Consider the following 26,366-nt stretch of genomic DNA (forward strand, 5'->3'; position numbering starts at 1 on the left):
AAGTATTGTGTGTGGAATTGTATGTGCTTTCGAATTAAAGGAAGCGTCTGAAACTTTACGACCTCAGTTACTAAGCATGGCAAAATGCCTGCGTCACCGCGGCCCCGACTGGAGCGGAATATACAGTAACGAAAAAGCCATTTTAGCTCATGAGCGCCTGGCGATTGTAGATCCTACTTCGGGAAAACAGCCTTTGTTTAGTGAAGATGGAAATTTGGTGCTGGCTGCCAATGGGGAGATATATAATCATAAGGAGTTGCGAAAGCAGTTTGAGGGGAATTACAATTTTCAGACAAAATCTGATTGTGAAGTCATATTGGCACTGTACAAGGAAAAAGGAACGCAATTTCTTGATGAGCTAAACGGGATTTTCGGATTTGCTGTTTATGATGTGGATAAAGATGAATATTTGATCGCCCGTGACCATATGGGGATTATTCCGCTATATATAGGCTGGGACAAAAACGGAACTTTTTATGTTGCTTCAGAATTAAAAGCGCTGGAAGGACATTGTACCAAGATCGAATTATTTCCTCCGGGGTATTATTTATCCAGTAAGGAGGACGGGTATCAGCGATGGTACCAAAGGGACTGGATGGAATACGATAATGTGAAGGATAATGAAACCAGTATTGAAGACCTTCGTACGGCTTTGGAAGCTGCGGTTCACCGTCAGTTAATGAGTGATGTTCCTTACGGAGTATTACTTTCGGGCGGACTCGATTCTTCGATTACTTCTGCTTTGGCTAAAAAATACTCAGATAAACGGATTGAAAGTGATGATACCGATGCAGCCTGGTGGCCGCGATTGCATTCTTTCGCTATAGGACTTGAAGGCTCACCAGATCTTGCTGCGGCACAAAAGGTGGCAGAACATCTGGATACCGTACATCACGAAATAAAATTTACGATTCAGGAAGGAATCGATGCCATTAAAGATGTCATCTATCAGCTGGAAACTTATGATGTTACCACAATAAGAGCATCCACTCCCATGTATTTAATGGCAAGGGCCATTAAGGCAATGGGAATAAAAATGGTGCTTTCGGGTGAAGGTGCCGATGAGATCTTTGGTGGATATTTGTATTTTCATAAGGCACCAAATGCTAAAGAATTCCATGAAGAAACGGTCCGGAAGCTGGACAAATTGCACCAATATGACTGTTTAAGGGCAAACAAATCCCTTTGTGCCTGGGGTATTGAAGGCAGGGTGCCATTCCTTGACAAAGAATTTATGGATGTGGCGATGAGGTTGAATCCGAAGGATAAAATGATCGTTCAAGGAGAGCGTATCGAAAAATGGGTTTTAAGAAAAGCTTTTGAAGATTACCTTCCGCAAAGCGTTGCATGGAGACAAAAAGAACAATTTTCAGACGGGGTAGGCTATAGCTGGATTGACACTTTAAAAGAAATGGTGAACGAACAGGTGACAGACGAGCAGCTGGATCATGCACATTTCCGGTTTCCGGTGCAGCCGCCAAAAAGCAAGGAAGAATTCTTCTACCGTTCGATCTTCTCAGAACATTTCCCAAGTGATGCAGCAGCACTTTCGGTGCCATCGGTACCTTCGGTAGCCTGCAGTACTCCAACAGCATTGGAGTGGGATGAATCTTTCAGGAATATGAATGATCCTTCAGGAAGGGCAGTGGCCAACGTTCATTCCGAAGCTTATAAAAAGGATGTAAAAGCTGAAGCTTAAATAAGAACAGCTGTCAAATATTAATAATTGAAAAAACCTTTCAGAAATAATGTTTTTGGAAGGTTTTCTTGTTTTACAGTGGCAGATGACTACAAGTTATAAGATGCTGAAATAAGCATGACGCTGTTTGATTATCATTCGTGTCGTCAATGGTAATTCATTTCAGGGTCTTCATAATGTGGAATTCCTAAAAATGGAGAAATGCCTGCTCCATATGTTCAATGCGGGTGCCGGCTTTGTTTTTTATAATGGCAATAATGTCAAACCGAACATCTACATCGAGGTTGTGTTCACTGACGAAGTAATCTATGGCCTTGACCAGTGACTGGATTTGTTTGAGTTTCAGGAAATCCTGCGGATCTCCGAAATCCGGCGGAATGTGGGTTTTAACTTCAACGACTGCTAAGATATCTTCTTTTCGGGCAATGATATCTACTTCCGCTTTTTGATAACGGAAATTGCGGGCTACAATGTCTTAGCCTTTTTTCAGAAGAAAGGCAACAGCCAGTTCTTCCCCCTGTTTGCCCAGTTCATTATGTTGTGCCATTTGGAGGCTTGTTATCTTCAGGTAGAATAATCTCTACCTCACCGGCATATTGCAGGTGAAGATTTATTCTTCTGCCTGGTATAATATTGCCTGAACGCTAAGTTCCAGTGCATCAATTTCCTCTTCCGAAGCTTCTATTTTACGGTCGCCATAGAACTTATTTGGTGGAGTTTCCTTAGGAGCCAGAAAAACCCTGATGTTAGAATCAGTAAGTTTCCCGCCGTTCCAGTCTACAGCCCCGCTGTAATCCCATCCAAATCCATAAAATTCAATTGAGTTGCCGTTAATCTCTTCAAGCTCTCTGTAGGTAGTGCCAATTTCAATTCCGTTGCTGGTTTTCCAGCGTCCTTCCTTTTCCACCCTTATGCGGTTGAGTTGTGTCCTCTCCATATCATTCCATGTAATGAGTGCTTCATTGGGTGTGCCGGGAAAAATAATGGTATAAGGACGTTTTACAATGCCTTCCTCAAAAACATCAGACCCCTCTTCGACAGTAGCATCGGGATAAATTTTATTGAGATCTTCTGCAGAAGATATCTGTGCCAAATTCTCAATGACAAATTTATTAGAAGAATCTGCAGTGAGCTTTTTACTCTTACATCCTGCCAGGACTAAAACAAGAATGTTTAAAAAAAGAATTTTCCGCATTGAATTTATTTTTAGCTAAAATTAGTGACATTTGCCACATAACAATTCCCTTTTACAAGAATTTAACTTGTAATCCCTTGTAGTTGCTTAACTTTACAACCTTTTAAAATCTGAATATTTTTGATGGAATCACCTAAGAGATTGACTATAACTGCGGCATTGCCTTACACCAATGGACCCATACATATTGGCCACCTGGCGGGAGTTTATGTGCCGGCAGATATTTACGCCCGGTTTATGAGATTACAGGGCCACGATGTGGCTTTTGTTTGTGGAAGTGATGAACACGGCGTGCCTATTACTATTAAGGCAAAAAAAGAAGGAGTTACCCCCCAGGATGTAGTGGATAAATATCACGCAATTATTAAAAAATCTTTTGAAGAATTCGGAGTTTCTTTTAATAATTACTCCCGTACCTCGGCAAAAGTACACCATGAGACGGCATCGCAGTTTTTCCGGAATCTTTATGATGCAGGTAAATTCATTGAAGAAAGCAGTCAGCAGTTTTACGACGAAAAAGCAGAACAATTTTTAGCAGACCGATTTGTAGTTGGGACATGTCCAAAATGTGGATTTGAAGAAAGTTATGGTGACCAGTGTGAAAAATGCGGGACCAGCCATAATGCCAATGATTTGATCAATCCAAAGTCGGCTATTACCGGAGCCACGCCTACCTTGAAAGAAACTAGGCATTGGTTTTTACCGTTAGATCAATATGAAAGCTGGCTTAAGGAATGGATTTTAGAAGGTCATAAAAGAGACTGGAAATCTAATGTATACGGGCAGGTAAAATCCTGGATAGACGATGGTTTGCGGCCGCGTGCTGTGACCCGGGATCTTGACTGGGGAATTCCCGTCCCTGTAGAAGGGGCCGAAGGAAAAGTACTATATGTGTGGTTTGATGCACCCATCGGTTATATTTCCTCCACTAAGGAATGGGCAGAAAGGGAAGGAAAAGACTGGGAGCCGTATTGGAAAGATGAAAGCACCAAAATGGTACATTTTATAGGAAAAGATAATATTGTTTTCCATTGTATCATTTTTCCTGCAATGTTAAAAGCTGAAGGGAGCTATATTTTACCGGAAAATGTTCCGGCGAACGAATTTCTGAATCTTGAAGGTCAGAAGCTTTCTACTTCCAAAAACTGGGCAGTGTGGCTGCATGAATATCTGGAAGATTTCCCGGGTCAGCAGGATGTGTTGAGGTACGTTTTAACGGCTAACGCGCCGGAAACTAAAGACAATGATTTTACCTGGAAAGATTTTCAGGCCAGAAACAATAACGAACTGGTTGCCATCTTCGGAAACTTTATCAACCGGGTGGTAGTACTTACCAATAAATATTACGACGGAATTGTTCCGAAGCCGAATGATTTTAACGAAGTAGACCAACAGGTAATAGCAGAGTTAAAGGCCTATCCTGCGGTGATCGCCAGTTCGATTGAAAGATATCGTTTCCGCGAAGCACAGGGAGAACTGATGAATGTTGCCCGACTCGGAAATAAATATCTGGCAGATGAAGAGCCCTGGAAATTAATCAAAACTGATGAAGAGCGGGTGAAAACCGTGATGTATGTAGCGCTGCAGATAGCTTCGGCATTGGCAAGTATGAGCGAACCTTTCCTTCCGTTTACTTCTGAAACGCTGAAGACCATGCTGGATATTACTACCTCTGAAGGTAATGCTACCATTAGTACCAGCGGAACCATTCTTGAAACTCCGGAAGCATCAGAATGGGCAAAAATTTCCGGAGACTCCAGTGAAATATTGCCTCCCGGACACCGGATTGGCAAAGCGGAATTATTATTTTCGAAAATAGAAGACGAACAAATTCAGAAACAATTGGGTAAACTCGAAGCTACCAAGGCAGCAAACAAAGCCGAAAACCAAAAAGCAGATCCACAAAAGGAGATCGCTACTTTTGAAGATTTTTCTAAAATGGATTTACGTGTAGGTACTATCGTTGAGGCCGATAAAATGCCAAAAGCCAATAAGCTTTTGGTGCTGAAAGTAAACACGGGGCTGGATGTGCGTACCATCGTTTCAGGAATTGCACAACATTTCAAACCCGAAGATATTGTCGGTAAAAAAGTAACAGTGCTCGTAAACCTTGCACCACGAAAATTACGTGGAGTGGAAAGCGAAGGCATGATCTTAATGACTGAAAACACCGAAGGAAAATTGGTATTCGTAAATCCCGATGAAGAAGGTGTGAAGCCGGGGACGGTGATTAGTTAATCCTGGAAATTTTCTTAATTCACATATAAATATTAGCATGAAGAAAATTTTACTTGTATTCTTTTTTTCTTTTCAGTTAGTTCAGTCTCAGGAAAGAGTACTGGAATTTAATGTAAATCTGAATAAAAACTCAGAAGTATTTAATGTAATTGACGAGACCACCGGCAATACTGCATTATTCACCCTTAAAGGCCGGCAGTTAGAAGCATTCTTATTTGATGATAGTTTTAATGAAATAGGAACTATAGAACCTGAAAAAATTCCTAACAAATTCGATAATTTTTCTGGATATATTATAGAAAATAAAAAGTTTCATCTTTTCCTTTCCAACACTAAAAAAGATAAATTCGCAAAGATATTCCTAGATTTTAGTTCAGGAGAGAGTTCTTTTAACGAAATAAGCCTGGATTTAAAAGAAGAAAAATTTCTGGAGAGTATAAGCCATAATGATAGCTACTTCATCTTTACGCTTCCAGATGGTTCAGAAGTTATAAAAGTATATAGGTTTACACAAGCAAATCCACCTACTATTACCTCCGTTAATTTTAGCAGTGCTTATTATCTGAATGATAAAAACAGGCCTGCTAAACTTAATGATCTTTTCATTGCCTATAAAGGGTTTTCAAAAGTGATTGAAATGGGGAAGATGGAGATGGACCAGCCCAATAGTATCCAACAAGCTTCAAAAAATGTAAAAACTTTTGTCACAGGTAATAAGCTAATTATTACTTTGGACGAGAACCATTACTTTACTTTTCTTCTCGAAATAAATTTAGAAGATTTTCAGGGGACAGTAGAAAGAATTGAAAAACCCAGGCTTAGTGAGGAAATAAATCATACTTCATCCAATAGTTTTGTTCTTGATAATCATATTTACCAGATAATTACGACTAAAGATGCAATCAAATTTCATGTGGTTGATCTTGAAAATGACAAAGTGATTAACTCCCACAGCGTTAGCAGAGATGAAGAAATATATTTTAAAAATACTCCCATAATTCAGGAGGGGGGTTTTTATACTTCTCACCGGGAATATGATAAAACGGCAAAATTTATTCGTAAAATGAAAAATTTACCTGTTGCGATAACTGCTTTGGAACAAGATGGGAAATTTCAAATTACAATGGGAAGTTCTCTCGAGAAACAAGCGACTCCAATGATGGGTGGCTTTGGAATGGCAGGAGCTATGGTTAGTGTTGCGCCAGGAATGGCTGTAGGTTTTAATCCTATGTTTTTTGGCTACAAAACTTACAGTTTTAGTCGAACAGTTGAAATTAAAGGTTTATTTGACAAAGAATATAATCATCTTGAAGGTGATATTAATCCACATATTTTTGAAAAAATAAAAGAGGTAGCTGAAAGGTACGAACATATCTCTGCTGAAACGATATTCAGAAAAAAAGACACCATTTATTGGGGTTACCATGACAATTACAACAACGTCTATAATATCTACAGAATGTAAAGTAACTCACAGGTTTTCAAAACCTGTGAGGTTTGTTATTCTAGCATGCTCAAAATCGCAAATCATCCCATCTACACCCATCCCTTACCAAAAGGACATCGCTTTCCGATGGAGAAATATGATTTGCTGCCAAGGCAGTTGCTGTACGAGGGGACGTGTGCTGAAGAGAATTTCTTTCAACCTGGTTTTCCTGATGAAGCTGCAATTTTAGCGGTCCATGATAGAACTTATTTTCGGGAGTTGAAGGAGCTGACTCTGAACAGGAGGGCAGCGATAAAAATCGGATTTCCCCTTTCAAAGGAATTAATAGACCGGGAACAGATCATCGCCTGCGGTACCATGATGGCAGCAGAATATGCGCTCGAGCATGGAATCGCTATGAACATTGCCGGCGGAACTCATCATGCATATTCTAACAGGGGCGAAGGCTTTTGCATTTTCAATGATCAGGCGATAGCGGCAAGGCATCTTCAGCGGAAAAAGCTGGCCGATAAGATCCTGATTGTAGATCTCGATGTTCATCAGGGAAACGGAACGGCTGAGATCTTTGAAAATGATGCTTCGGTTTTTACTTTTTCGATGCACGGGGAAAAAAATTATCCCTTTAAAAAAGAAAAGTCCAGCCTTGACATAGGTCTGCCGGATGACACAGGGGACGAAGAATACCTAAAAATTCTGAAAGAAGCACTCCCCCAGCTGATCGAAAAAGAGCAACCTGATTTCATTTTCTTCCAAAGCGGAGTGGACATCCTCTCCACCGATAAGCTCGGGAAACTTGGATGTACCATTTCCGGATGTAAGGAGCGGGACCGGTTTGTGCTTCAAGTCTGCCATGATCTTGGCATTCCCGTGGAATGCAGTATGGGTGGAGGATATTCCTCAGATATTAAAACTATCATTGAGGCACATTCCAATACTTACAGGCTGGCACAGGAAATTTATTTTTAGTGGACTCCCTGCCTCTTCGAATAAAAGGATTTAAGACTGAATGGTTAATTTTCCACTTCTTCGGAAATTTGCTTTAGGAACCTTAACTTTAGGCTTCAAAATTTTGCTATCCTAAACAACAATTTTATGAGGTTTCCATTATTCCGAACGATTTATATTCTGACTTTCTTATTCACTTTTTCAGCCTATGCACAGACTGGTGCGGAACAAATTCGGTTGAACCAGATCGGTTTTTATCCTGAAGGGTCAAAAAAAGCAATTGTGATAGATACCAACGCAGAAGAATTCTCAGTGTTGACTGCAGAGGATGGAAAGGAGGTTTTTTCTGAAAAATTAGGGGAAGCGAAAAAATGGCCTCACAGTAGCGAAATTGTAAAGCAGGTAGATTTTTCCTCTTTCAGAAAACCAGGAAAATATATTCTGAAGGTGATTGGGGTAGGGGAGAGTTATACCTTCGAAATTGCTGAAGAAGTACATTCTGAAGCTGCAAAAGCGAGTATAAAAGCTTTTTATTTTCAAAGAGCTTCCACGTACCTTCCTGAACAATATGCCGGAAAATGGACCAGGGAAGCAGGTCATCCCGATTCCGAAGTGAAAATTCATAATTCGGCAGCCTCGGAAAATCGTCCTGCGGAATCAGTTATTTCAAGTCCTGGAGGCTGGTATGATGCCGGAGATTACGGAAAATACATCGTGAACAGCGGAATTACCATGGGAACCTTATTTTCCCTGTACGAAGATTTTCCTGAGTACCTGGATACGCTGAATCTAAACATACCCGAAAGCGGCAATAATCTTCCCGATTTTCTGGATGAGACATTGTACAACCTAAGATGGATGATGACCATGCAGGATGAAGATGGCGGAGTGTATCACAAATTAACGAGTGCAGATTTTCAAGGTTCTGTACTGCCGAAAGATGCTGGTTTTCAGCGTTGGGTAGTTCAGAAAAGCACGACTGCTACATTGGATTTTTCAGCGGTAATGGCACAGGCGTCACGGATATTCGCAGGTTATGAAACTGAGTTGCCGGGGCTTTCAGATTCTTTGCTTGTAATGAGCAAAAAAGCCTATAAATGGGCGGAAGAAAATCCGGAAGTACAATATGTTCAGAAGGAATTGAAAGAACCCGCTATTAATACCGGAGCATATGGAGATCGTAATTTTGAAGATGAATTTCAATGGGCTGCAACAGAACTTTTCGTGACCACGGGAGAAGAAAAATACTATCGGGATGCAGCTCTTGAAAGTACAGCAGCTACCGCTTTTGGTGTTCCTTCCTGGCCTAATGTAAATACGCTGGCTCTATATTCCATTACTCGGAATGGGGAAAAGTATAAAGAAAGTGAAGTGGTTGATCTCGATGTAATTCATACTTTTATAACGCAAATGGCAGATGAACTAGTTGAATATTCAAAAACATCAGCCTATGGAACGCCTATGGGAGTTAATGAAAAGAATTTTTCCTGGGGCAGTAATTCCGAAGCTGCGAATCAGGGGGTGCTGTTAATTAATGCCTATAAAATTACCGGAGATCAAAAATATCTGGATGCAGCAAATGATAACCTGGATTACCTGTTGGGAAGAAATGCAACCGGATTTTCATTTTTGACCGGCTTTGGAGAGAAGTCCACCAGGGATCCGCACCACAGGCCATCGGAAGCGGATGATGTAGAAGATCCTGTTCCGGGTTTACTGGCCGGCGGCCCTAACCCCGGGCAACAGGATAAAGAGAGTTGCGGCCATTTGTACACGAAAAACCATCACTCTCCGGCTACTTCTTACATAGATGAACGTTGCAGTTATGCCAGCAATGAAATTGCCATTAACTGGAATGCCCCTTTTGTTTATTTGGCAAATGCACTGGAGGCTATCCGTTCATCTCACGAACTTTCCGAAGGAAAGGATTAAAAGCATAAAAAGACCTCCCGGAAATTTTGCTCTATGAGGTCTTTTTATATACTTTCCTATTCCCTTTGATAAAGGTATGATGAGAGGATTATTTCCCCAGAAGCAGTAATTCGTTACAAACAATCTCTGTGATATACCTTTTTTGTCCTGCTTTATCTTCATAGCTGCGATTGGTGAGCTTGCCTTCAATGCCTATTTCTTTTCCCTTCGGAACAAAATTTTCCACCAGTTCTGCAGTTTTGCCCCAGGCTACGATGTTGTGCCATTGGGTGTCGGTAATCTTTTCACCTTCGGCATTTTTATAAGATTCATTGGTGGCGATGGAAAATTTTGCCAGTTTCATTCCCGATTCAAGTGTTACGATTTCAGGTGCGTTTCCTACGTGGCCGATCAGTTGTACTTTGTTTCTTAGTGCATTCATGATATAAAGATTTAATGTTAGCTGAAAATCATTAGTTCATTTCAACGGTACAAACATAGGTCGGCAATTGCGGGTCATTCGGTTCGGAAATGTTTGCTTTCGTTTAATTTCGTTTGTAAACATTTGTAGTCGTTTGTCAATAGATATTTAAAAGAAGAAAAGTTTTTCTCTTTTATTTAACAAAGCAGTGGTACCTTTGTTTCTGAATTTGTGGAGTGCATTACGCTCTCTTATTTTCAAGATAATCAGATCATTATATGTCTTTTAAAAAACTGAATACCCCGCTTAAAGAAACCCTGGATCATTTACGAATGGAGCAACCCACTCCTTTTCAGAAGAAAATCCTGCCCAGGATAAAAAGCGGAGCCAATATTTTTGGGATTGCACCCGACGGTGCAGGAAAAACAACAGCTCTGATCATTGGCACTATTCAGCAGTTAAAGGGGGAAGCTTTTCAGGATGCACCAAGGGCTTTGATCTTCGTAAAAGACAAAGAAGCTGCACTGGAGCTGGAAGAAAAGTTTAAAGTATTTCTGAAAAATACCTCTTTAAGGATCTTTTCAGCTTTTGATGAACCTAATATTGAAGATCAGAAAATTGAGATCTATTACGGAGTGGATATCGTCATTTCGACTCCCAAAAAATTGAAAAAGCTCTTTAAAATTAGCGGAATCAATTTAAATGAACTTAAAGTATTAGCAGTGGAGGACGCAGATTTCCTTGTAAAGACCAGCGATTACAATGACCTTATCCAAATTCCGGAACATGTAACAAAATGCCAGTATCTGGTATTTGCCACCTCCATGGATGCCAAGGTGGGTAGGCTTCAGGATTCATTCATGTCCCATTCGGAAGTAGTAACTTCAAAATAAATTATTCCCGAATATTCTCTTCAGAAATTTACTTCTGTATATAATTTTTTCAGTAGAAGCTTTACTCTGATTTTTTCGGTAACCTAAATCAAATACTTCTTTTCTTCCGAAGGTTTTCATCTCCCGGTAATATTTTGTCTGGCATCTGCAATTCTTAAAATGTTGATAAACGCTACAGCTAATCCTTATTTTTTTTATAGCTTGTTTAGGATGTATTCTGCATTAGCTTTTTAGCAAAAGTATAAACAAGAAGTATGCGCCAGTTAATATTAAAAATTCCCACAGGAAATAAGGAAAAGGTACATAATCTCGTGAAAGAATTTGAAGGTAAAAACACCATTCATCTTTCTGAAAGTGATCATCATCACGACGTTTTTTTCGTTTATCTTCCCAACAAGAAGGTCAACAATTTCCTCAAAGCAATTGATGAATTTGAAAAGCCTGAAATTACGCTGATTCCACGGGGAATCATTTCCCTTTACCCTCCAGCTTCCGACTCTCCCGACCAGGTTGCCGATGTGCAGGCAAAAAGTTCGCTGGAAATTTATCTTGGCGGTATTCAAAGTGTGGGCTCCATGTTCGGACTCTTTGGATATTCTTTCGTCGCGGGAATTATAGTGTGGATAGGATTATTTACCAGTACTAGTTATCTTTTGGTAGCGGCCATGCTTGTGGCTCCTTTTGCGGGTCCGGCCATGAATGCTGCCCTTGCCACTGCAGCAGGTAAAATGCCACTTTTAAGAAGTAGCCTTTCCCGCTATGCAATTGCTATAGGAACAGGTATTGTTGCCAGCTTTTTGCTTACGCTGGCATTTCCTTTAACAACGCTTACGCCTTTGATGGAAGAAGTTAGTCAGGTGTCAAAATTTGCACTTTTTCTGCCATTGGTTTCCGGTTTTGCAGGTGCCATTAATATCTGCCAGTCCGAAAGGGACAGTTTGGTCTCGGGAGCTGCTGTTGGTATCCTGGTGGCTGCTTCTTTGGCTCCACCGGTAGGACTGATAGGCGCCGGACTGTACATGATGGACTGGCAGGTAGTGTTTAGCAGCCTTTTCAGGATCCTTTTGCAGTTGTTTGGGATACACCTCGCTGCTACGCTGGTCTTTTATTTCTATGGGAAAGTAACCCCTCAGGGCGTTCGGTTCCTTAAAGGAAGTAAAATTACCGGACTTATTACCACCCTGGTTGTGGTGGTGGGGATAGGAGCCATGATGTACTGGCAGTTTAGTCAGCCACCATTCCTTCGGAAAGCCAGCATGAATACTGAGCTAAATGAGGTGCTGGGCAAAGAACTGGATAAAGTGAATTATATCGAGGTGCTTAATAAGGATGTAACTTTTACCAATGTAAAGATGGATAACCGGTCTATTGCCAGTTTTTCTGCAACTATTGTAGCCAAAGATACAGTGATCCCGAGTGAAGTATTAAAGGCAGATATCCTGAATTATTTAAAAAATAACCTTACGCATTCTTATGACAATATCTATGAGGTATATCAAATCAACGTCATGGAAAATTAATATATCCCAAAACGTATGGATGATGTAGTGTATTTTTGGAGCGGTTGGGAACCTATTTTCAGGATCCTTGTTGTTGGTTCAATTACTTACGTGGGGCTGGTGATCCTTTTGCGGCTTTCGGGGAAAAGAACGCTTACCCGAATGACTACTTTTGATTTTGTGATTGCTATTGCCATTGGTTCTGCCTTTGGCAGGATACTTACAGCATCCATAGTGTCAATTTCTGAAGCTATTACCGCTTTTATTTTACTCATCCTTCTCCAAACCGTGTTTTCGTTTCTAGAGGTGCATTCAAAAAGATTCAAAAAATTCACCACCACCCCGCCTACCTTGCTGTACTATAATGGCGAATTTCTTCGGAAAAACATGCGAAAATCAAGGATTAGGGAAGATGCATTGCTTAGTGCCATCAGGAAAAAAAGTTTTGGTTCATTGAATGAAGTAAAGGCGGTGGTATTTGAAACCGATGGTTCCTTTTCAGTGATTAGAAAATCTGAATCAGATGAAGGTATTACGTATGATGATCTTCTGGAAAAGGAGGAAAAATGAACCATTTTAGGAATTTTTGAACTATCTATAGAGAATATCAATTTCACTTTTTTTTGGAAGTCCTAAACGAACCCATTACTTTCTTGAAATACCATTATCTTTACTGTCAATCAACTCCTACATGAAACCGGCAACCATTAAGCAGCTTAAAGACGAATTAAAACACCGCTCGCACCAGGAGTTGCTGGAAACCTGTTTAAGGCTGTCAAAGTTCAAAAAAGAAAATAAGGAGTTACTTACTTATTTGTTATTCGAATCTACAGATGAATCTGCTTATATTGAGCGGGTAAAAAAAGAAGTGGAAGCGGAATTTGACGAGATCAATACCAACAACTATTACTACATCAAAAAAAGTATCCGTAAAATTCTCCGGAATCTGAAAAAGTACATCCGTTACTCCGGAAAGAAGGAAACCGAGGTGGAACTGTTGATTTACTTCCTTCTGAAGATGGATACTTTCTCTCCTTCGGTTCACAGGGATAAAACACTTCAGGGCTTATACGACCGGCAACGAGCCATGGTCGAAAAGAAGATTGCTTCCCTGCACGAAGATCTGCAATATGATTTTGAGGTCGAATTGGAGGAATTAAGCCGGTAAGCCATGATCGAAGAGTTAACTACCAAACGTTTCCTGCTCAGGCGAATTAAAGATTCTGATCTAAACAACATTTATAAAGGTCTTTCCCATCCAGAAGTAATAAAATATTACGGAGTTAGCTACAACAGCCTGGAAGCTACGCGCGAACAGATGAGGTGGTTCAGGGAACTGGAACAAAAGGAAACCGGAGGCTGGCGGGCCATTTGTTCTGCCGGGGATGAGACATTCCTGGGAGCAACCGGTTTTAACAACCTCAGCAAGGAACATAAAAAAACAGAACTCGGATTCTGGATACTTCCCGAATTCTGGGGTCGGGGAATCATTCAGGAGTTGCTTCCGGTGATTTGTAACTATGCATTTGAGAACCTACACCTGCACAGGATTGAAGCTTTTGTTGAATCTGAAAATGTGAATTCAGCAAAAGCATTAAAAAATCAAGGTTTTCAGCACGAAGGAACCATGGTGGATTCCGAAGTAAAGAATGGAAAATTCATAAGTGTGGAACTTTTTGCAAAACTAAAAAGCAAATAATTTTATTATCTTTAAAAGATGCAAAAAGCTTGTATAGAATGCGGTGAAAAAATAGTTGGCAGGGCAGATAAGAAATTCTGCAGCGATTATTGCCGCAATGCGCATAACAATAATCTCAACAAAGACAGCAAAAACCTGGTGCGGAATGTCAACAATCAGCTCCGGAAGAATTACCGCATTCTGGAAGAACTAAATCCTGAAGGAAAAACGAAAATTTCTAAATCTAAATTGGTTTCAAAAGGTTTTAATTTCGAAAATTTCACAAGCATTTATACTACCAAAACCGGCACTGTATATTACTTCGTGTACGATCATGGCTACCTTCCACTTGAGGGAGATTACTACGCGCTGGTTAAAAGAAATTGATCATACGTACCAGCTCTGGCCCTGAAGGTTCATGGCGGCTTTTAAAACATCCCTCTGACTTATCTGTCCAACCAATTTACCGTCTTTGACGATGGGAAAGCGACGCACTTTACTTTCAATAAATTTTTTCGCAGCATCCAGCACATTCATATTCCCGTCAATGGTCTCGACATTACAGCTCATATGCTTTTCAACCGTATAATCTTCTATTGGCATGTTGTAGTACTGGCTGTCTGAAATATGTTTCATACAATCCCCTTCGGAAATGATCCCGACAAGTTCATTTTGCTCATTTACCACACATCCACCCGAGATGTCATGCTTTGTCAATAAATCCATGACGGCATAAATGCTTTGATTTTTTTGGAAAGTAATAAGATCTGTAGTCATGTAATCTTCCACGAGCATAGGCTTTGATTGTGGCTTTTCCGGTTCGGCCTTTCTTCCTTGAAAACTCTTGATACCCATAGCTAAATGTTTGAAAGTGAACCACTAAAAATAATCAAATTTAGCAGTTAAACAAATTTTTAAGCAAATATTGGGAAGAGTTTTAGGATATTGTAAGTAACAATGAGATTATTTGATTCAATTGAAATATATTTGGTTCATGGCTAAAAGTGCACACATCATTTTCTCCTTTTTAATCATTGTGGCAGGGGTTTTCTGGGGCTTTTACGGCACAATGCCTCAGGAAATTTCGCCGGCAAATGCTCCCGAAGACGAATTTTCCACGATGAGGGCCTTTGCTCATGTGGAGGCAATCGCACAGCAGCCGCATTATGTGGGAAGTCCTGCTCACAGCAGGGTTAGAAACTATATTGTTTCTGACCTTCAGGAAATGGGGATTCTGGTGCATACCCAGGAAACGTATTCTCTTAATAAGAGTGGCACTCTTACCCGGCCGCAAAACATCATTGCCCGCATAGAAGGATCCGGCGCGGGAAAATCCCTTTTGCTGCTCACGCATTATGATAGCGCCGTACATTCGTCCCCCGGAGCCAGTGACGCTGCCAGTGGAGTAGGGACCATCCTCGAAGGAATACGTGCTTTCCTGGCTTCGGAAAAAGAACATATCAATGATATAATAATCGTTTTCACCGATGGGGAAGAGCTGGGACTGAACGGGGCCGAGGCCTTTGTAAATGACCACGAATGGGCAGAAGATATAGGGCTGGCATTAAACTTTGAATCCCGCGGAAGTGGCGGAAATTCCTTTATGCTCCTGGAAACTAACAGCGGAAACAAAAAACTCATTCAGGAATTCATTGCAGCAAATCCAGATTATCCCGTTACCAATTCCCTTGCTTATAGTGTTTATAAAATGCTGCCCAATGATACAGATCTTACGGTGTTGCGCGAACAGGGTAATATCAACGGATTCAATTTTGCCTTTATTGATGATCATTTCGATTATCACACAGCTACAGATACTCCGAAGAACCTCGATAAGGAAACTCTGGCGCATCAGGGAAGTTATTTGATGCCACTGCTCCGTTATTTTAGTGACCGGCCTCTGGAAAATTTTGAATCAGCTGATGATCTTATTTATTTTAATGTTCCGGTGTTGAAAATGGTGCAATATCCTTTTTCCTGGAACATTCCTTTACTGGTTCTGGCAATCCTTCTTTTTGTGGGAGTTATCACCTACGGCTTCCTGAAAAAGCGGTTACGTTTCATGAACATCCTGCGCGGATTTATACCAATGTTGATCTCTTTGGTTGGTGCCGGCCTGCTTACTTTTCTGCTGTGGCAGTTCTGTCTGCTAATTTATCCGCAGTACCGGGAAATGGAACATGGATTTACCTACAATGGCTATTTTTATATTGCTGCAGCTATATTTCTTTCGCTGGCGATTTGTTTTGGTGTCTATCGAAAATTTCAGAAGCCCGATAATACGCGGCAGCTCTTTGTAGCTCCCCTGTTTTTATGGATCCTTATAAGTGCGGGTGCTGCCTTTTACCTGAAGGGTGCGGCATACTTTGTTATTCCTGTGTATTTTGGATTGCTTCAGCTTTTTATCCTTGTTCAGCAAAAGCAGCCAAACCTGATTTTGCTGGCACTTTTAAGCCTGCCTGCCATCTTTATTGTATTGCCTTTTATGGTAACTTTCCCGGTGGCGTTGGGATTAAAGATCCTTTTTGTTTCCGCGGTTCTGGCAGCTTTGGTCTGGATGTTACTGTGGCCGGTTTTCGGATTCTACCGAAGGAATCAGACGCTGGCATTTTTTAGCTTTCTTACATTTTTCATCCTGTTCGTGCTGGCACATTTCCAGTCAGGTTTTAATGAGGAAAGGCCAAAGCCAAACAGTCTGGTCTACATTTATGATTCCAATGTGCAGCAAGCTTCCTGGAACACATACGATGAAATCCTGGATTCCTGGACGGCATCCTACTTCCATGAAGATTCAGAAGAATTGGAAAAAGAAGCAGTTTTCAGCAGTAAGTATAATTCGGGATTTACCCGAAGTGTCAAAGCACCACTTATAGACCTGGCAGCTCCATTTGTGGAGATAGTAAACGAGGGGAATTTAGAAGGAATAACTTCTTATTCGGTGAAAATTGCACCCAACAGAAACATCAACCGGATGGAACTTTTTGCTGATAAAAATGTAAATTTTGAAGATTTTCGTGTCAACGGACTTGAGGCAAAATCTGTTTCTTCGGAAGATGAAACATATCATGTTTTTAAGAACAGGTGGACAGACCGACTGCTCACCTATTATGCAGTAAACAATGACACGTTACGCCTGGAATTTAGTCTAAAGTCTGCTCTCAAACCCGATTTCCTTTTATATGAAGCCAGCCATAACCTGACTGAAAATCCGCAACTTAATGTTGCCCCCAGAACTGCTGAAATGATCCCACGGCCTTTTGTCCTGAACGATGCGGTAGTGGTGAAGAAGAGGATTTCTTTAGAATAGGAAAGCTAAATTTAAAATCTGTTTCATTAAATTACAGAATGTCATGTTGAGCCGCCGCAGCCGCTTAATCGAAGCCTGTGGAAACGGATTTAGGTTCATAGGAGCTTTCAACATTAACCCACTTCGACTTTTCCTCCCTTTGGTCGGGCTCAAGGTGACAATGGGCGAGAAGATGAAAACGAAATAAAAATATAAATGAAAATATCCATTTTAGGATGCGGCTGGTTGGGATTACCGCTGGCAAAAGAACTCCAGAAGCAGGGCCACCGCATTAAAGGTTCTACCACGTCAGCAGAAAAGCTGGGAATTCTTTCTTCGGAAGGAATTCAGCCTTATCAGATCTCTGTTTCTTCGGAAGGGATTTCGGGAGAGATTCAGGAATTTCTTGCTGAAACAAATGTTTTGATCATCGATATTCCCCCGGGATTGCGCAGAGATCCGGAACAGGATTTTGCCGGCGGAATAGAGAAAATAGTAAAAGAGGTCGAAAAATCAGGTTTGAAAAAGCTGCTTTTTGTTAGTTCTACCACAGTATATGAAGATACTGCTGAGATTCCAACTTATACTGAAGAAGACGCTCCCAACGGTACTTCAGAAGCTGCAAAACAACTTATCTCTGTAGAGAAAATGCTGCTCCAAAATGTATTTTTTGATGCCTGTATTCTGCGTTTCGGCGGACTCATAGGCGCAGATCGTCATCCGGTGAAATACCTGTCCGGTAGGAAAAATATTTCCAATCCGTTGGCTCCTGTAAACTTGATCCATCAGCAGGATTGCATTAATATTATTAGCGCGATTCTCAAAAAGGATGCCTTCAACGGGATTTACAACGGCGTATTTCCGGAGCATCCAACGAAAAAGGAATATTATTCAAAAGCAGCCATAGAAAGAAATTTGCCAGTGCCGGAGTTTGATTTTGATGCTCCTTCCCAGGGAAAGATCATAGATGCTTCAAAAGTGGAAAGAGAGTTGGGAGTGAAATTTCAAAATAAGATTTAGGTTCAAAGAGAGATGCAAACAATAAAGCACTTCGACTATTCCTCCCTATGGTCGGGCTCAGTGTGACAGTTGAGGTAAATTTTTATATCGGGTTCAGTGCAACAGCAGTAAAACCAAAAAAGCCCCTAAAAAGGGGCTTTTCAAATATAATTTCCGAAGAAAAGATTACCAGATGGCAACCCTGTTTTCGGGTTCTATATACATTGGGTCTCCCGGCTCAATATCAAAAGCTTCATAGAAGGCATCGATATTTTGAAGCGGCACAACAGCTCTGTACATTCCCGGAGAGTGCGGATCTGTCTTGATAAGGTTTCTCAAAGCTTCATCACGCATCTTGGTTCTCCAAACGGTAGCCCATGACATGAAGAAACGTTGCTCAGGAGTAAATCCGTCGATTTCTCCAGGATGTCCATTTTCTTCCAGGTGAATTTGTAATCCGTCGTAAGCGGCATTCACACCACCAAGATCCCCGATGTTTTCACCAAGGGTGAATTTTCCGTTGATGTACACACTGTCTAAAACTTCAACTGCGCTATACTGGTCGGCCAAAGCACCTCCTAATTTTTCAAATTCTTCAAGATCTTTATCAGACCACCAGTTGTTCAGGTTTCCTTCGGCATCAAAACGGGAACCACTGTCATCAAATCCGTGAGAGATTTCGTGACCAATTACAGCTCCAATCCCGCCATAGTTCACGGCAGCATCTGCTTTATAATCGTAGAAAGGTGGTTGCAGGATAGCTGCAGGAAACACAATCTCGTTGTAGCTTGGGTTGTAATAAGCATTCACGATTTGTGGCGCCATAAACCATTCGGTTTTATCTACCGGCTCATCAAGTTCTGAAATATTATCCTCTACATTCCATTTTGCAGCATTCAGCATATTCTGGAAGTAAGAACCTCCCTGTTTAGGATTCTTAATTTCAAGCGTGCTGTAGTCTTTCCATTCATCAGGATACCCCACTTTAATAGTAGTGGTACTTAATTTTTCAATGGCTTTTACTTTTGTACTGTCGCTCATCCAGGTCAAGTTGTTGATCCTGTTTTCAAAGGCTTTCACAACGTTTGAGATCATTTCTTCAGCTTTCTCTTTTGCTTCTGCAGGGAAATGTTCTTCTACATACAATTTCCCCAAAGCTTCTCCAATGGTTCCGTTAATCGTAGAAAGCGCACGTTCTTCACGAGGCAATTGCTCTTGTGCTCCGCGTAAGGTTTTGTTGTAAAACTCCCAGTTTGCTGTTTCAATTTCGGTAGTTAAACTGGCGGCAGCATCATTAAATAAAGTCCATCGTAAATACTCTTTCCAGTCTTCAACATTATTTTCAGTAAAAGTCTGCTGCAAAGTTTCCATGTATTTTGGTTGTGTCACAATAATGGTGTCCACACCTTCTGCACCTATTTCTTCAAAATAAGTATCCCAATTAACTGCGGAAACTTTATTCTGAAGCTCTTCCACACTCATTGGGTTATAAGAAAGACGTGCATCACGACGCTGAACTTTGTCTAATCTTGGCTCGGCCATAGCAGTTTCAAAAGCCAAAATGGTCTCTGCACTTTGTTGAGCTTCTTCTTCGGAATCTCCCAGGAACTGAAGCATCTTTGTGATATGTTGCTTGTAGAGCTCTCTCTTTTCCTGAGAATCGGTATCATCTGCAACATAATAATCACGATCGGGTAACCCTAAACCTCCCGGATACAGGTAAGCTGCATTTTCGTTACTGCTCTTGGCATCTGCACGTACGCCGAAGGAGAAGAAGCCGCCGCCACCATACATCTGCATTTCAGTAAGATATTCCTGAAGGTCTTCTTTATTCTGAATAGCTTCAATTTTTTCCAGGTAAGGCTTTACAGGATCGATTCCCTGCTTATTCCTGGTCACGGTATCCATGATTGTCTGGTAGAGGTACACTGCTTTTGCCTGGTCACTGTTTGGGTCCAGGTTTTCATTTGCCGAAGCTCTTTCCAACAAGGCAAGGGCATCTGCATCTGTTTTTTCACGGAGCTCGTTGAAACTTCCCCAGGTAGTTTTGTCGCCCGGGATTTCGGTAGAATCCAGCCATTTTCCGTTCACATACCGGAAAAAATCTTCACGCGGACTCACAGTCGTATCCATGTAAGACAGGTTAATTCCTCTTTGTTCCGCAACTTCTGCTTCTTTGTCGCCTGCACAGCCCGTTAAGGCAGCCGAAGCCAGTACAGATGAAAGAAGCACACTTTTTATTCTCTTCATGTTATTATTTAGTTATTAATAATTTCGCTAAAGTAGTAAAAGAACCAGATTTGTAGTACAGAAATCTTAGGAGTCTTACCAATTCATAATTCTGAATTTTATCCCGGTCATTCTTAAACAAACTATATTCCAAAGTGATATTTAATTCTGAAGACTGAAAAGTCGGGCTGAAGCCCTTTTTTATCACAATTTTAGATCCTCCGGCTAAAACCAGAGGCAAATGAATTTGGAATATTATAATCAGAGATTTTCAATTCTGATAAATATTCATTGGCTCCTGGCAAAAGCTTTTAAACAGCCTTTTTCATGGGTTTCTTGCGGTAATGTTTTTTTTGAAAAAGCCTGTATTGAAAATTTTTAATAGCCACAGGCTTTAGCCTGTGGTGATCAGATGAGCTTCGAGAAGAGGCTTTAGCCCAACTTTCTTCAACAGTAAAGAGCTTTACAAATAAAAACCCCTCCGGAATATGGGAGGGGCTTAACCTTATTTTTTGAATATTTAAAAAATTACTCTTCATTCAGGTCATATCTTAAATCCTTTCCTTTCATCACTGCCGGCAAACCTTCTGTCATCCATAAAGGTGCCGGGGCGCCTTTTAAATAATGATCAAAGAACTGCATCATTCTAATGGAAAGATCCTGCCTGTTTTTGGTTTTCTGAAGGTTATGGGCTTCATCATTATAAACCAGTAACCACACGGGTTTGTTGAGGCGTCTCATGCCCATAAACATTTCAATTCCCTGGTAATAAGGTACGGCACCATCGGCATCGTTGTGCATCATTAGCAACGGAGTCTCAATATGGGGAATTCCGAAAAGTGGAGAATTCTCCAGGTAAAGATCCAGCCCTTCCCAAAGATTTTTCCCAATCCGGCTTTGCGTTCTTTCGTATTGAAATGCCCTGCTCAATCCACTCTGCCATCGAATTCCTCCGTAAGCTGAGGTCATGTTAGCCACCGGTGCACCGGCCATCGCCGCTTTAAATTTATTGGTCACTGTCACCAAATGTGCCACTTGATAACCGCCCCAGCTTTGTCCCTGGATCGCGAGGTTTTCGGAATCTACAAACTCATATTCTTCCAGCGCTTCCACTCCTGAAACAATTGCATTGTATGCGCTTTCTCCCGGTTTTCCTTCTTTATAAACAATGTCCGGAACAAAAACCAAATAGTCATTGCTCACCAAATAGCTCATGTTTACGATGGATGCACTTGGCTGCGGACTATGATAGCTGTGAAGGTTATCACTTCTTTTTTCGTAAAAATAAGTCATCAAAGGATATTTTTTATCCTCATTAAAATCTTCAGGCTTGTACAGTAAACCTTGCAAAGGTGTCCCGTCGTATGCTTTCCACGAAACCAGTTCTACCATTCCCCATTTAAATTCGCTTTGCTGCGGATTTGCATTGGTGAGTTTCACAGCTTCAGCTTTTGGTTCTCCAATTAAATATAAATCGGGATAATTCTGGAAATTCTGTTTTCTGAACACCAAAACATCTTCTTCTTCAGCCAATTCAAAGCCGCTCAGGCTGGAATTCTCCGTTTCTACGATTGCCTGTTTTCTGCCGTTTTTCGAGTTGAGGCTGTAGAGGGATTCAGATTTGTCAATGTCATTAAAAGCAGTGATTAAAATTCCATTGTTGTAGTAAGAAACATTGTTTCTATGCTGACTGTCTAGTCGTAAAGCACGATATTCAATGTTGTTTTGTCTGCCGTCACGGGTAATGTTCACAGGATCTTTTTCTTCAGAAAGATGGGCACTCCAAATGTCGTATTGATCATACAGCAGTACATTTCCGTCTTCCGTAAATCCGCCGAAACCATACGGGCGTGGCAGGGCAGGCACGTCATTTTCTTCGTCATAAAAACTCACGGGAAGATTGTCTGTTAATTTCCGTTTGGTGTTGTTCCGAAGATCCAAAGACCACCATTCCTTATTGTCCTGATCGTAATAAACCGCAAAATTGCCGTCAGGTGAAAGGTCGGGATTGGAGGAAATTCCTTCCAGGGCTAGCGTTTTATTTCCGGTTTGAGTATCTACAATGTAATAATCCTTGATCCACGGATATTCCCAGGAACGTTCCACGGCATATGGCGTGTGGGTGTATCCCAGCACATACCGCTGCTCACGGTTGTCATCAAAAAGCACATAATCCAGGGTTTCATCATGAAGGTTCACGATGCTTTCGTCTTCGGGATTGTAGAAAGATACATAAGCTTTATCTTCTAGTTCTTTAATTCTGGATTTTTGTTCGGGCTGGATCAATTTATCATGGTAACTCCAAACATCCACCTGCGGAATTTCATCTTCCAGAAGTGTAGTATCGGTATTAAACTGCCTTACAGGGCGGGAATGGAAGAAAAGCCGTTTTCCATTTTCAGAAAAATATGGATTTTGCGTAGCACCCAGTTCCCAGTTTTCTCTTAGGTTCCTGCCCAAGGTGTCGGTGATTTGCTTTAGCTGAACTCCCTGAGCATAGAAAAGTTCAAATTTAAGAGAATCTATTTCGGTGGAATCTTTGGCAGCAATAAAAGCCAGTTGTCTTGCTTCTTTGTCAATAGCAAGTTTGTCGTATTTAAAACGCCCGGTATCGAGGGCTGTTGTATTATTCTGTCGAACATCGTAACGGTAAACTCCAAGGTCCCGCTTTTTTTCTTTATCTGAAGTGGAATAGATAAAGCTGTTTCCTTCCTCCGGAAGGGCAAAATCCTTGATCTGAAAAATCGTATCAATTCTCTGATTTTTCAGCTGATATACCAGGGCGTAATCGGCTTCCAAAGCAAGGTTTTTCGATTTTTTTGTTGCTAGGGTGTCCTTCTTTTCTGAAGATTTTTCTGCAGTGGAATCTTTTTCCGGTTTCAGGTCTTTATATTTTTCCAGCACCACCCAACCACTGGTTTCTACAGGGATTTCATATTTCTTGACTCTCAAAACGGAATCCACCAACCTGTGCCTGTGCACATCAAAAATGAAGAAATCATCCTTTTTCCTTTTTTCCTCTTTTACCTCGTCTTTCTTCTCCTGTCTCGTCAATTCGTACGGCGGCTTTCTTAGAAGAAACACATAATTCCCGTCCCCCGAAATATTCGTTTTATAGCCATTTTCAAAAGTGAAAGATTCGCCCGATTGGGAATTGAAGATCTTTACATACCCGTCCCCACGGCCTGTTGCGGTACCTAGGGTAGCAACTATTAGATCTCCATCTTTGGATATTTGAGTATTTTCAATACTTTTCCACAAATCATAATCTTTGTGGGTAAGTGCTTTTTTCTGCTGTGCATAAGCCGATGTTAACCCACAAAAAAGGGTAAACAGAAGAGCCTTTTTGATCATATTATTTTGAGTTTAACTTTGAGATAAGATTTTTGTCAAATTTCTTTTTCAATTCCGTTACTTCTGAAACATTTTCATTCGGAATGGCAATGGATAATACATAATGTTTGATTTTCCAATCGCCATTTTCCCTAATCATCACTCCCGAGCCGCGGCAAATGCCCATCTGGGTGTCCAGTAGTTCATCAAACCAGGCGGTTTCGCCCGTTTCTGCGGTAAAGATGTTTCGTTCAAGGCTGGTAAAGCTCCAGGCTTTTCCTTGATCAAAATAGGGTTTTGCCCATTCTTTGAATTCCGGTTTATACCAGTTTTCGGTAGGATCTGTACCAATGAAAACGGCATCTTCGGCCATTAAGGAAAAGTAGGATTCAAAATCAGCATTTCCGGCAGCTGCATGCCATTGCTCCAGCGCTTTATTAATTGCTGCTTCTGGATTTTGATTCTCATAGTATATTTCCGGAGGGATATTTTCAGATTTCTCAGGTTTTTCTCCGCAGGAAACCAGGAATACCGGAAGCAGGTAAATGAGCAGTTTTTTCATGGGATAAAAATATTTGTCCAAGATAAGGAATTCATGGAAAGTCTTGATCTTTTTGATCTGGACGAATGAATTTTTCAGAAGTAGTTAAAAATCAGGCTGGGGTGTTTTCCAATACACCCTGAAAAATTAAAAACCCCACTGCAATTCAGCAGTAGGGTTTCTTAAAATATTTTTATAGAAATTTCCTTATAAAGTACCATTTGGCTGTACCCACTTGAACTGGTGAGAATCCTGTGGCACGGCAATTCGGTCTGCGATGCGGGTCATTCTATCCGGTAATTTTACCAGATAGTCTCTTGCTTTTTCAGCCCTGTCTGTAAGTGAAGTCATTTTCTCAATTTCCCAGAAATCATTTAATTTCTGAAGAATGTCGATATAGTCATGAGTAGTGTACACTCCAAGTCTTTGTGCTGCATTGGAGAAATTCTCAAAGGCATCGCCAATGCCCTGACCAGACTCCCTGATGAACTGGGCCGGCATAACAATTTTCTTTTTCATCATGTCTTCAAAAGCGATCATCATTTCACTTGGGTCATATTCGAAAATCGTCTTTACAAATTCCCTGTAAGCGAGGTGATGACGCATTTCGTCTCCGGCAATAATGTTACACATTTTTGCCAGCATTTTATTTCCTTTTTTCCGTGCGATCTGTCCCACGCGCTTGTGGGAAATGTTGGTTGCCAGTTCCTGAAAACTTGTATAGATGAAGTTTCTGTATGGATCCCTTCCGGTTCCAATATCAAAACCGTCATTAATAAGGTATTGTGTAGTTTTTTCAATCTCCTTCATATCTACCCTTCCGGAGAGATATAAATATTTGTTCAGCGTATCCCCATGTCGGTTTTCTTCCCCTGTCCAGTGACGAATCCATTTTGACCAGCCATTAGCTTTTCCTTCAGCAGCACCGTGTTGTTCAACACCTTCCATATCCATTAACCAGGACTCATAAGTAGGAAGAGCTTCTTCAGTAACCATGTCGGCTACCAATACCACCCAAAAGTCGTAACCCAATTCCTTGGATTCTTCCCTTAGCTGGGTTACTTCCTCCATGAAGTTTTCATTCTGTGAATTGGGAAGTAAATCTGTAGGTTGCCAAATATCTTCTACGGGTACAAGATATTTGTCCACGAAATCATCAATAGATTTCTCAACCGTCTTCATTACCTCTAATCGTATATTCTCTAATGCCATATTGTTCTTCTATTCTATTGGGGATTCAATAACTACACCAAATATTTATTAAGGGGCTACTTTAATCTCCAAAGATAATAAACTAAAAATAGAAGATATTTAAAATCGTCTTAATTTCTACCTTCTTCTTCCGGATATAATTCCCACACGGGATCACTTTGGATCACTTCCTTGGAATTCACATCAATAAGGGATATTTTTCCTTTAAATGCAGCGCCAGTATCAATGTTCCAGACATTTGCAGAATGAAAGGGCTTGGTTTTGCCTATGCGGGTAACCGGGGTGTGACCAATGTAAATCTCTTCGAACAATTCCAGCCTTTTTGGATACTTCGTATCTCCTTTTTTTAAATTAGGATCGATGGAAAGTACCATTTCCCACAAGGTGCGATCCCAGTAAAGTGGAGTGGGAGTGTATTCCTGTTCGGGACCTTTAAGGTTGGAGAAGCCGGCATGAACAAAAAGCCGGTTTTCTTTATCAATGTAGTAGTTGAGCATTTGTTCAAAAAAGGTAATGTGTTCCTCTTTCTGTTTATCTGAAAATTGGCGATAGGCATCAATACTGGACTGGCCGCCATGCTGCAGCCATTTATCATTTAACTCTCCCGATTTTAACCAGCGGTGGGTAAGATCATCGTGATTTCCGCGGAGAAAAATACAGGTATTTTGTTTGGCCAGCTCTATTAAATAGGACACCACATTGGCCGAATCGCTCCAGCCATCTACATAATCCCCTAAAAATATGAGTCGGTCTTCCGGAGTGATCTCTGCCCGCTCCATTAACTGTACTAGGGCTCTCAGCCCGCCGTGAATATCACCAATAGCCAGTATTCTGCTCATT

21 protein-coding genes and 1 pseudogene are annotated in these 26,366 nt (G+C 41.0%); 13 read left to right on the plus strand and 9 right to left on the minus strand.

From position 1 onward, the window contains the following. Window positions 1-7 precede the first annotated feature (7 nt). Window positions 8-1,699, plus strand: a complete 1,692-nt coding sequence (gene asnB / locus IE056_RS00205) for an asparagine synthase B (protein WP_189602609.1) — start codon at window positions 8-10, stop codon at window positions 1,697-1,699. Window positions 1,700-1,886: 187 nt separating this feature from the next. Here asnB and IE056_RS00210 read toward each other — a convergent pair. Both IE056_RS00210 and IE056_RS00215 read right to left on the minus strand, forming a co-directional pair. Then, window positions 1,887-2,246 (minus strand): annotated as a pseudogene (locus tag IE056_RS00210) (YraN family protein). 63 nt (window positions 2,247-2,309) lie between these two features. Then, window positions 2,310-2,894 carry a putative periplasmic lipoprotein gene (locus tag IE056_RS00215; protein ID WP_189602610.1) on the minus strand — a complete coding sequence of 195 codons (585 nt, stop codon included), beginning with the start codon at window positions 2,892-2,894 and terminating at the stop codon, window positions 2,310-2,312. A 123-nt stretch (window positions 2,895-3,017) separates the two neighbouring features. On the opposite strand from IE056_RS00215, the gene metG reads away from it, so the two are divergent. From metG to IE056_RS00235, 4 genes are all read left to right on the plus strand, one after another. After that, a complete protein-coding gene (gene metG, locus IE056_RS00220) occupies window positions 3,018-5,132 on the plus strand; it encodes a methionine--tRNA ligase (RefSeq protein WP_373297263.1) in 2,115 nt (704 codons plus the stop codon). Between the two features lie 37 nt (window positions 5,133-5,169). Continuing rightward, complete coding sequence (locus IE056_RS00225; protein WP_189602612.1) at window positions 5,170-6,597, plus strand: hypothetical protein; 1,428 nt, start codon at window positions 5,170-5,172, stop codon at window positions 6,595-6,597. A gap of 45 nt (window positions 6,598-6,642) precedes the next feature. Continuing rightward, window positions 6,643-7,545: a histone deacetylase family protein gene (locus IE056_RS00230; RefSeq protein WP_189602613.1), complete on the plus strand. Its 903-nt coding sequence runs from the start codon at window positions 6,643-6,645 to the stop codon at window positions 7,543-7,545. Between the two features lie 126 nt (window positions 7,546-7,671). Next, on the plus strand, window positions 7,672-9,456 hold the full coding sequence (locus tag IE056_RS00235) for a glycoside hydrolase family 9 protein (RefSeq protein ID WP_189602614.1): 1,785 nt from the start codon (window positions 7,672-7,674) through the stop codon (window positions 9,454-9,456). Window positions 9,457-9,544: 88 nt separating this feature from the next. Here the strand turns inward: IE056_RS00235 and IE056_RS00240 are convergent, their stop codons facing one another. Then, window positions 9,545-9,877, minus strand: a complete 333-nt coding sequence (locus tag IE056_RS00240; protein WP_189602615.1) for a single-stranded DNA-binding protein — start codon at window positions 9,875-9,877, stop codon at window positions 9,545-9,547. Between the two features lie 257 nt (window positions 9,878-10,134). Between IE056_RS00240 and IE056_RS00245 the strand changes: the two genes are divergently transcribed. From IE056_RS00245 to IE056_RS00270, 6 genes are all read left to right on the plus strand, one after another. Further along, window positions 10,135-10,749, plus strand: coding sequence for a DEAD/DEAH box helicase (locus IE056_RS00245; protein ID WP_189602616.1), 615 nt, complete (start codon window positions 10,135-10,137; stop codon window positions 10,747-10,749). Window positions 10,750-11,003: 254 nt separating this feature from the next. Beyond that, entirely contained in the window at window positions 11,004-12,269 is a 1,266-nt protein-coding gene (locus IE056_RS00250; protein WP_189602617.1) for a DUF389 domain-containing protein, read from the plus strand. A gap of 15 nt (window positions 12,270-12,284) precedes the next feature. Beyond that, complete coding sequence (locus IE056_RS00255; protein WP_189602618.1) at window positions 12,285-12,818, plus strand: DUF421 domain-containing protein; 534 nt, start codon at window positions 12,285-12,287, stop codon at window positions 12,816-12,818. Between the two features lie 121 nt (window positions 12,819-12,939). Continuing rightward, window positions 12,940-13,416 carry a hypothetical protein gene (locus IE056_RS00260; protein WP_189602619.1) on the plus strand — a complete coding sequence of 159 codons (477 nt, stop codon included), beginning with the start codon at window positions 12,940-12,942 and terminating at the stop codon, window positions 13,414-13,416. Between the two features lie 3 nt (window positions 13,417-13,419). After that, window positions 13,420-13,947, plus strand: a complete 528-nt coding sequence (locus tag IE056_RS00265; RefSeq protein WP_189602620.1) for a GNAT family N-acetyltransferase — start codon at window positions 13,420-13,422, stop codon at window positions 13,945-13,947. Between the two features lie 18 nt (window positions 13,948-13,965). Then, complete coding sequence (locus IE056_RS00270; RefSeq protein ID WP_189602621.1) at window positions 13,966-14,313, plus strand: hypothetical protein; 348 nt, start codon at window positions 13,966-13,968, stop codon at window positions 14,311-14,313. On the opposite strand, the gene IE056_RS00275 is transcribed toward IE056_RS00270, so the two are convergent. After that, a complete protein-coding gene (locus tag IE056_RS00275; RefSeq protein ID WP_189602622.1) occupies window positions 14,314-14,781 on the minus strand; it encodes a CBS domain-containing protein in 468 nt (155 codons plus the stop codon). Between the two features lie 139 nt (window positions 14,782-14,920). Here IE056_RS00275 and IE056_RS00280 point away from each other — a divergent pair, with 139 nt between their 5' ends. Further along, a complete protein-coding gene (locus IE056_RS00280) occupies window positions 14,921-17,233 on the plus strand; it encodes a M28 family peptidase (protein WP_189602623.1) in 2,313 nt (770 codons plus the stop codon). 195 nt (window positions 17,234-17,428) lie between these two features. Next, the gene (locus tag IE056_RS00285) at window positions 17,429-18,232 is read left to right on the plus strand and encodes an NAD(P)H-binding protein (RefSeq protein ID WP_189602624.1); all 804 of its coding nucleotides are present in this window, start codon (window positions 17,429-17,431) and stop codon (window positions 18,230-18,232) included. Between the two features lie 165 nt (window positions 18,233-18,397). Here the strand turns inward: IE056_RS00285 and IE056_RS00290 are convergent, their stop codons facing one another. The 5 genes from IE056_RS00290 to IE056_RS00310 form a co-directional block, all read right to left on the minus strand. Then, window positions 18,398-20,461 carry a M13 family metallopeptidase gene (locus tag IE056_RS00290; RefSeq protein WP_189602625.1) on the minus strand — a complete coding sequence of 688 codons (2,064 nt, stop codon included), beginning with the start codon at window positions 20,459-20,461 and terminating at the stop codon, window positions 18,398-18,400. Between the two features lie 507 nt (window positions 20,462-20,968). Beyond that, a complete protein-coding gene (locus IE056_RS00295) occupies window positions 20,969-23,794 on the minus strand; it encodes a S9 family peptidase (protein WP_189602626.1) in 2,826 nt (941 codons plus the stop codon). A gap of 1 nt (window position 23,795) precedes the next feature. After that, window positions 23,796-24,335: a nuclear transport factor 2 family protein gene (locus IE056_RS00300; RefSeq protein ID WP_189602627.1), complete on the minus strand. Its 540-nt coding sequence runs from the start codon at window positions 24,333-24,335 to the stop codon at window positions 23,796-23,798. A gap of 186 nt (window positions 24,336-24,521) precedes the next feature. Next, entirely contained in the window at window positions 24,522-25,526 is a 1,005-nt protein-coding gene (locus IE056_RS00305) for an acyl-ACP desaturase (RefSeq protein ID WP_189602628.1), read from the minus strand. A gap of 110 nt (window positions 25,527-25,636) precedes the next feature. Continuing rightward, window positions 25,637-26,365: a metallophosphoesterase family protein gene (locus IE056_RS00310; protein ID WP_189602629.1), complete on the minus strand. Its 729-nt coding sequence runs from the start codon at window positions 26,363-26,365 to the stop codon at window positions 25,637-25,639. Window position 26,366 lies beyond the last annotated feature (1 nt).

It is taken from the genome of Salinimicrobium marinum (assembly GCF_014651535.1).
GTDB classification, from domain to species: Bacteria; Bacteroidota; Bacteroidia; order Flavobacteriales; family Flavobacteriaceae; genus Salinimicrobium; species Salinimicrobium marinum.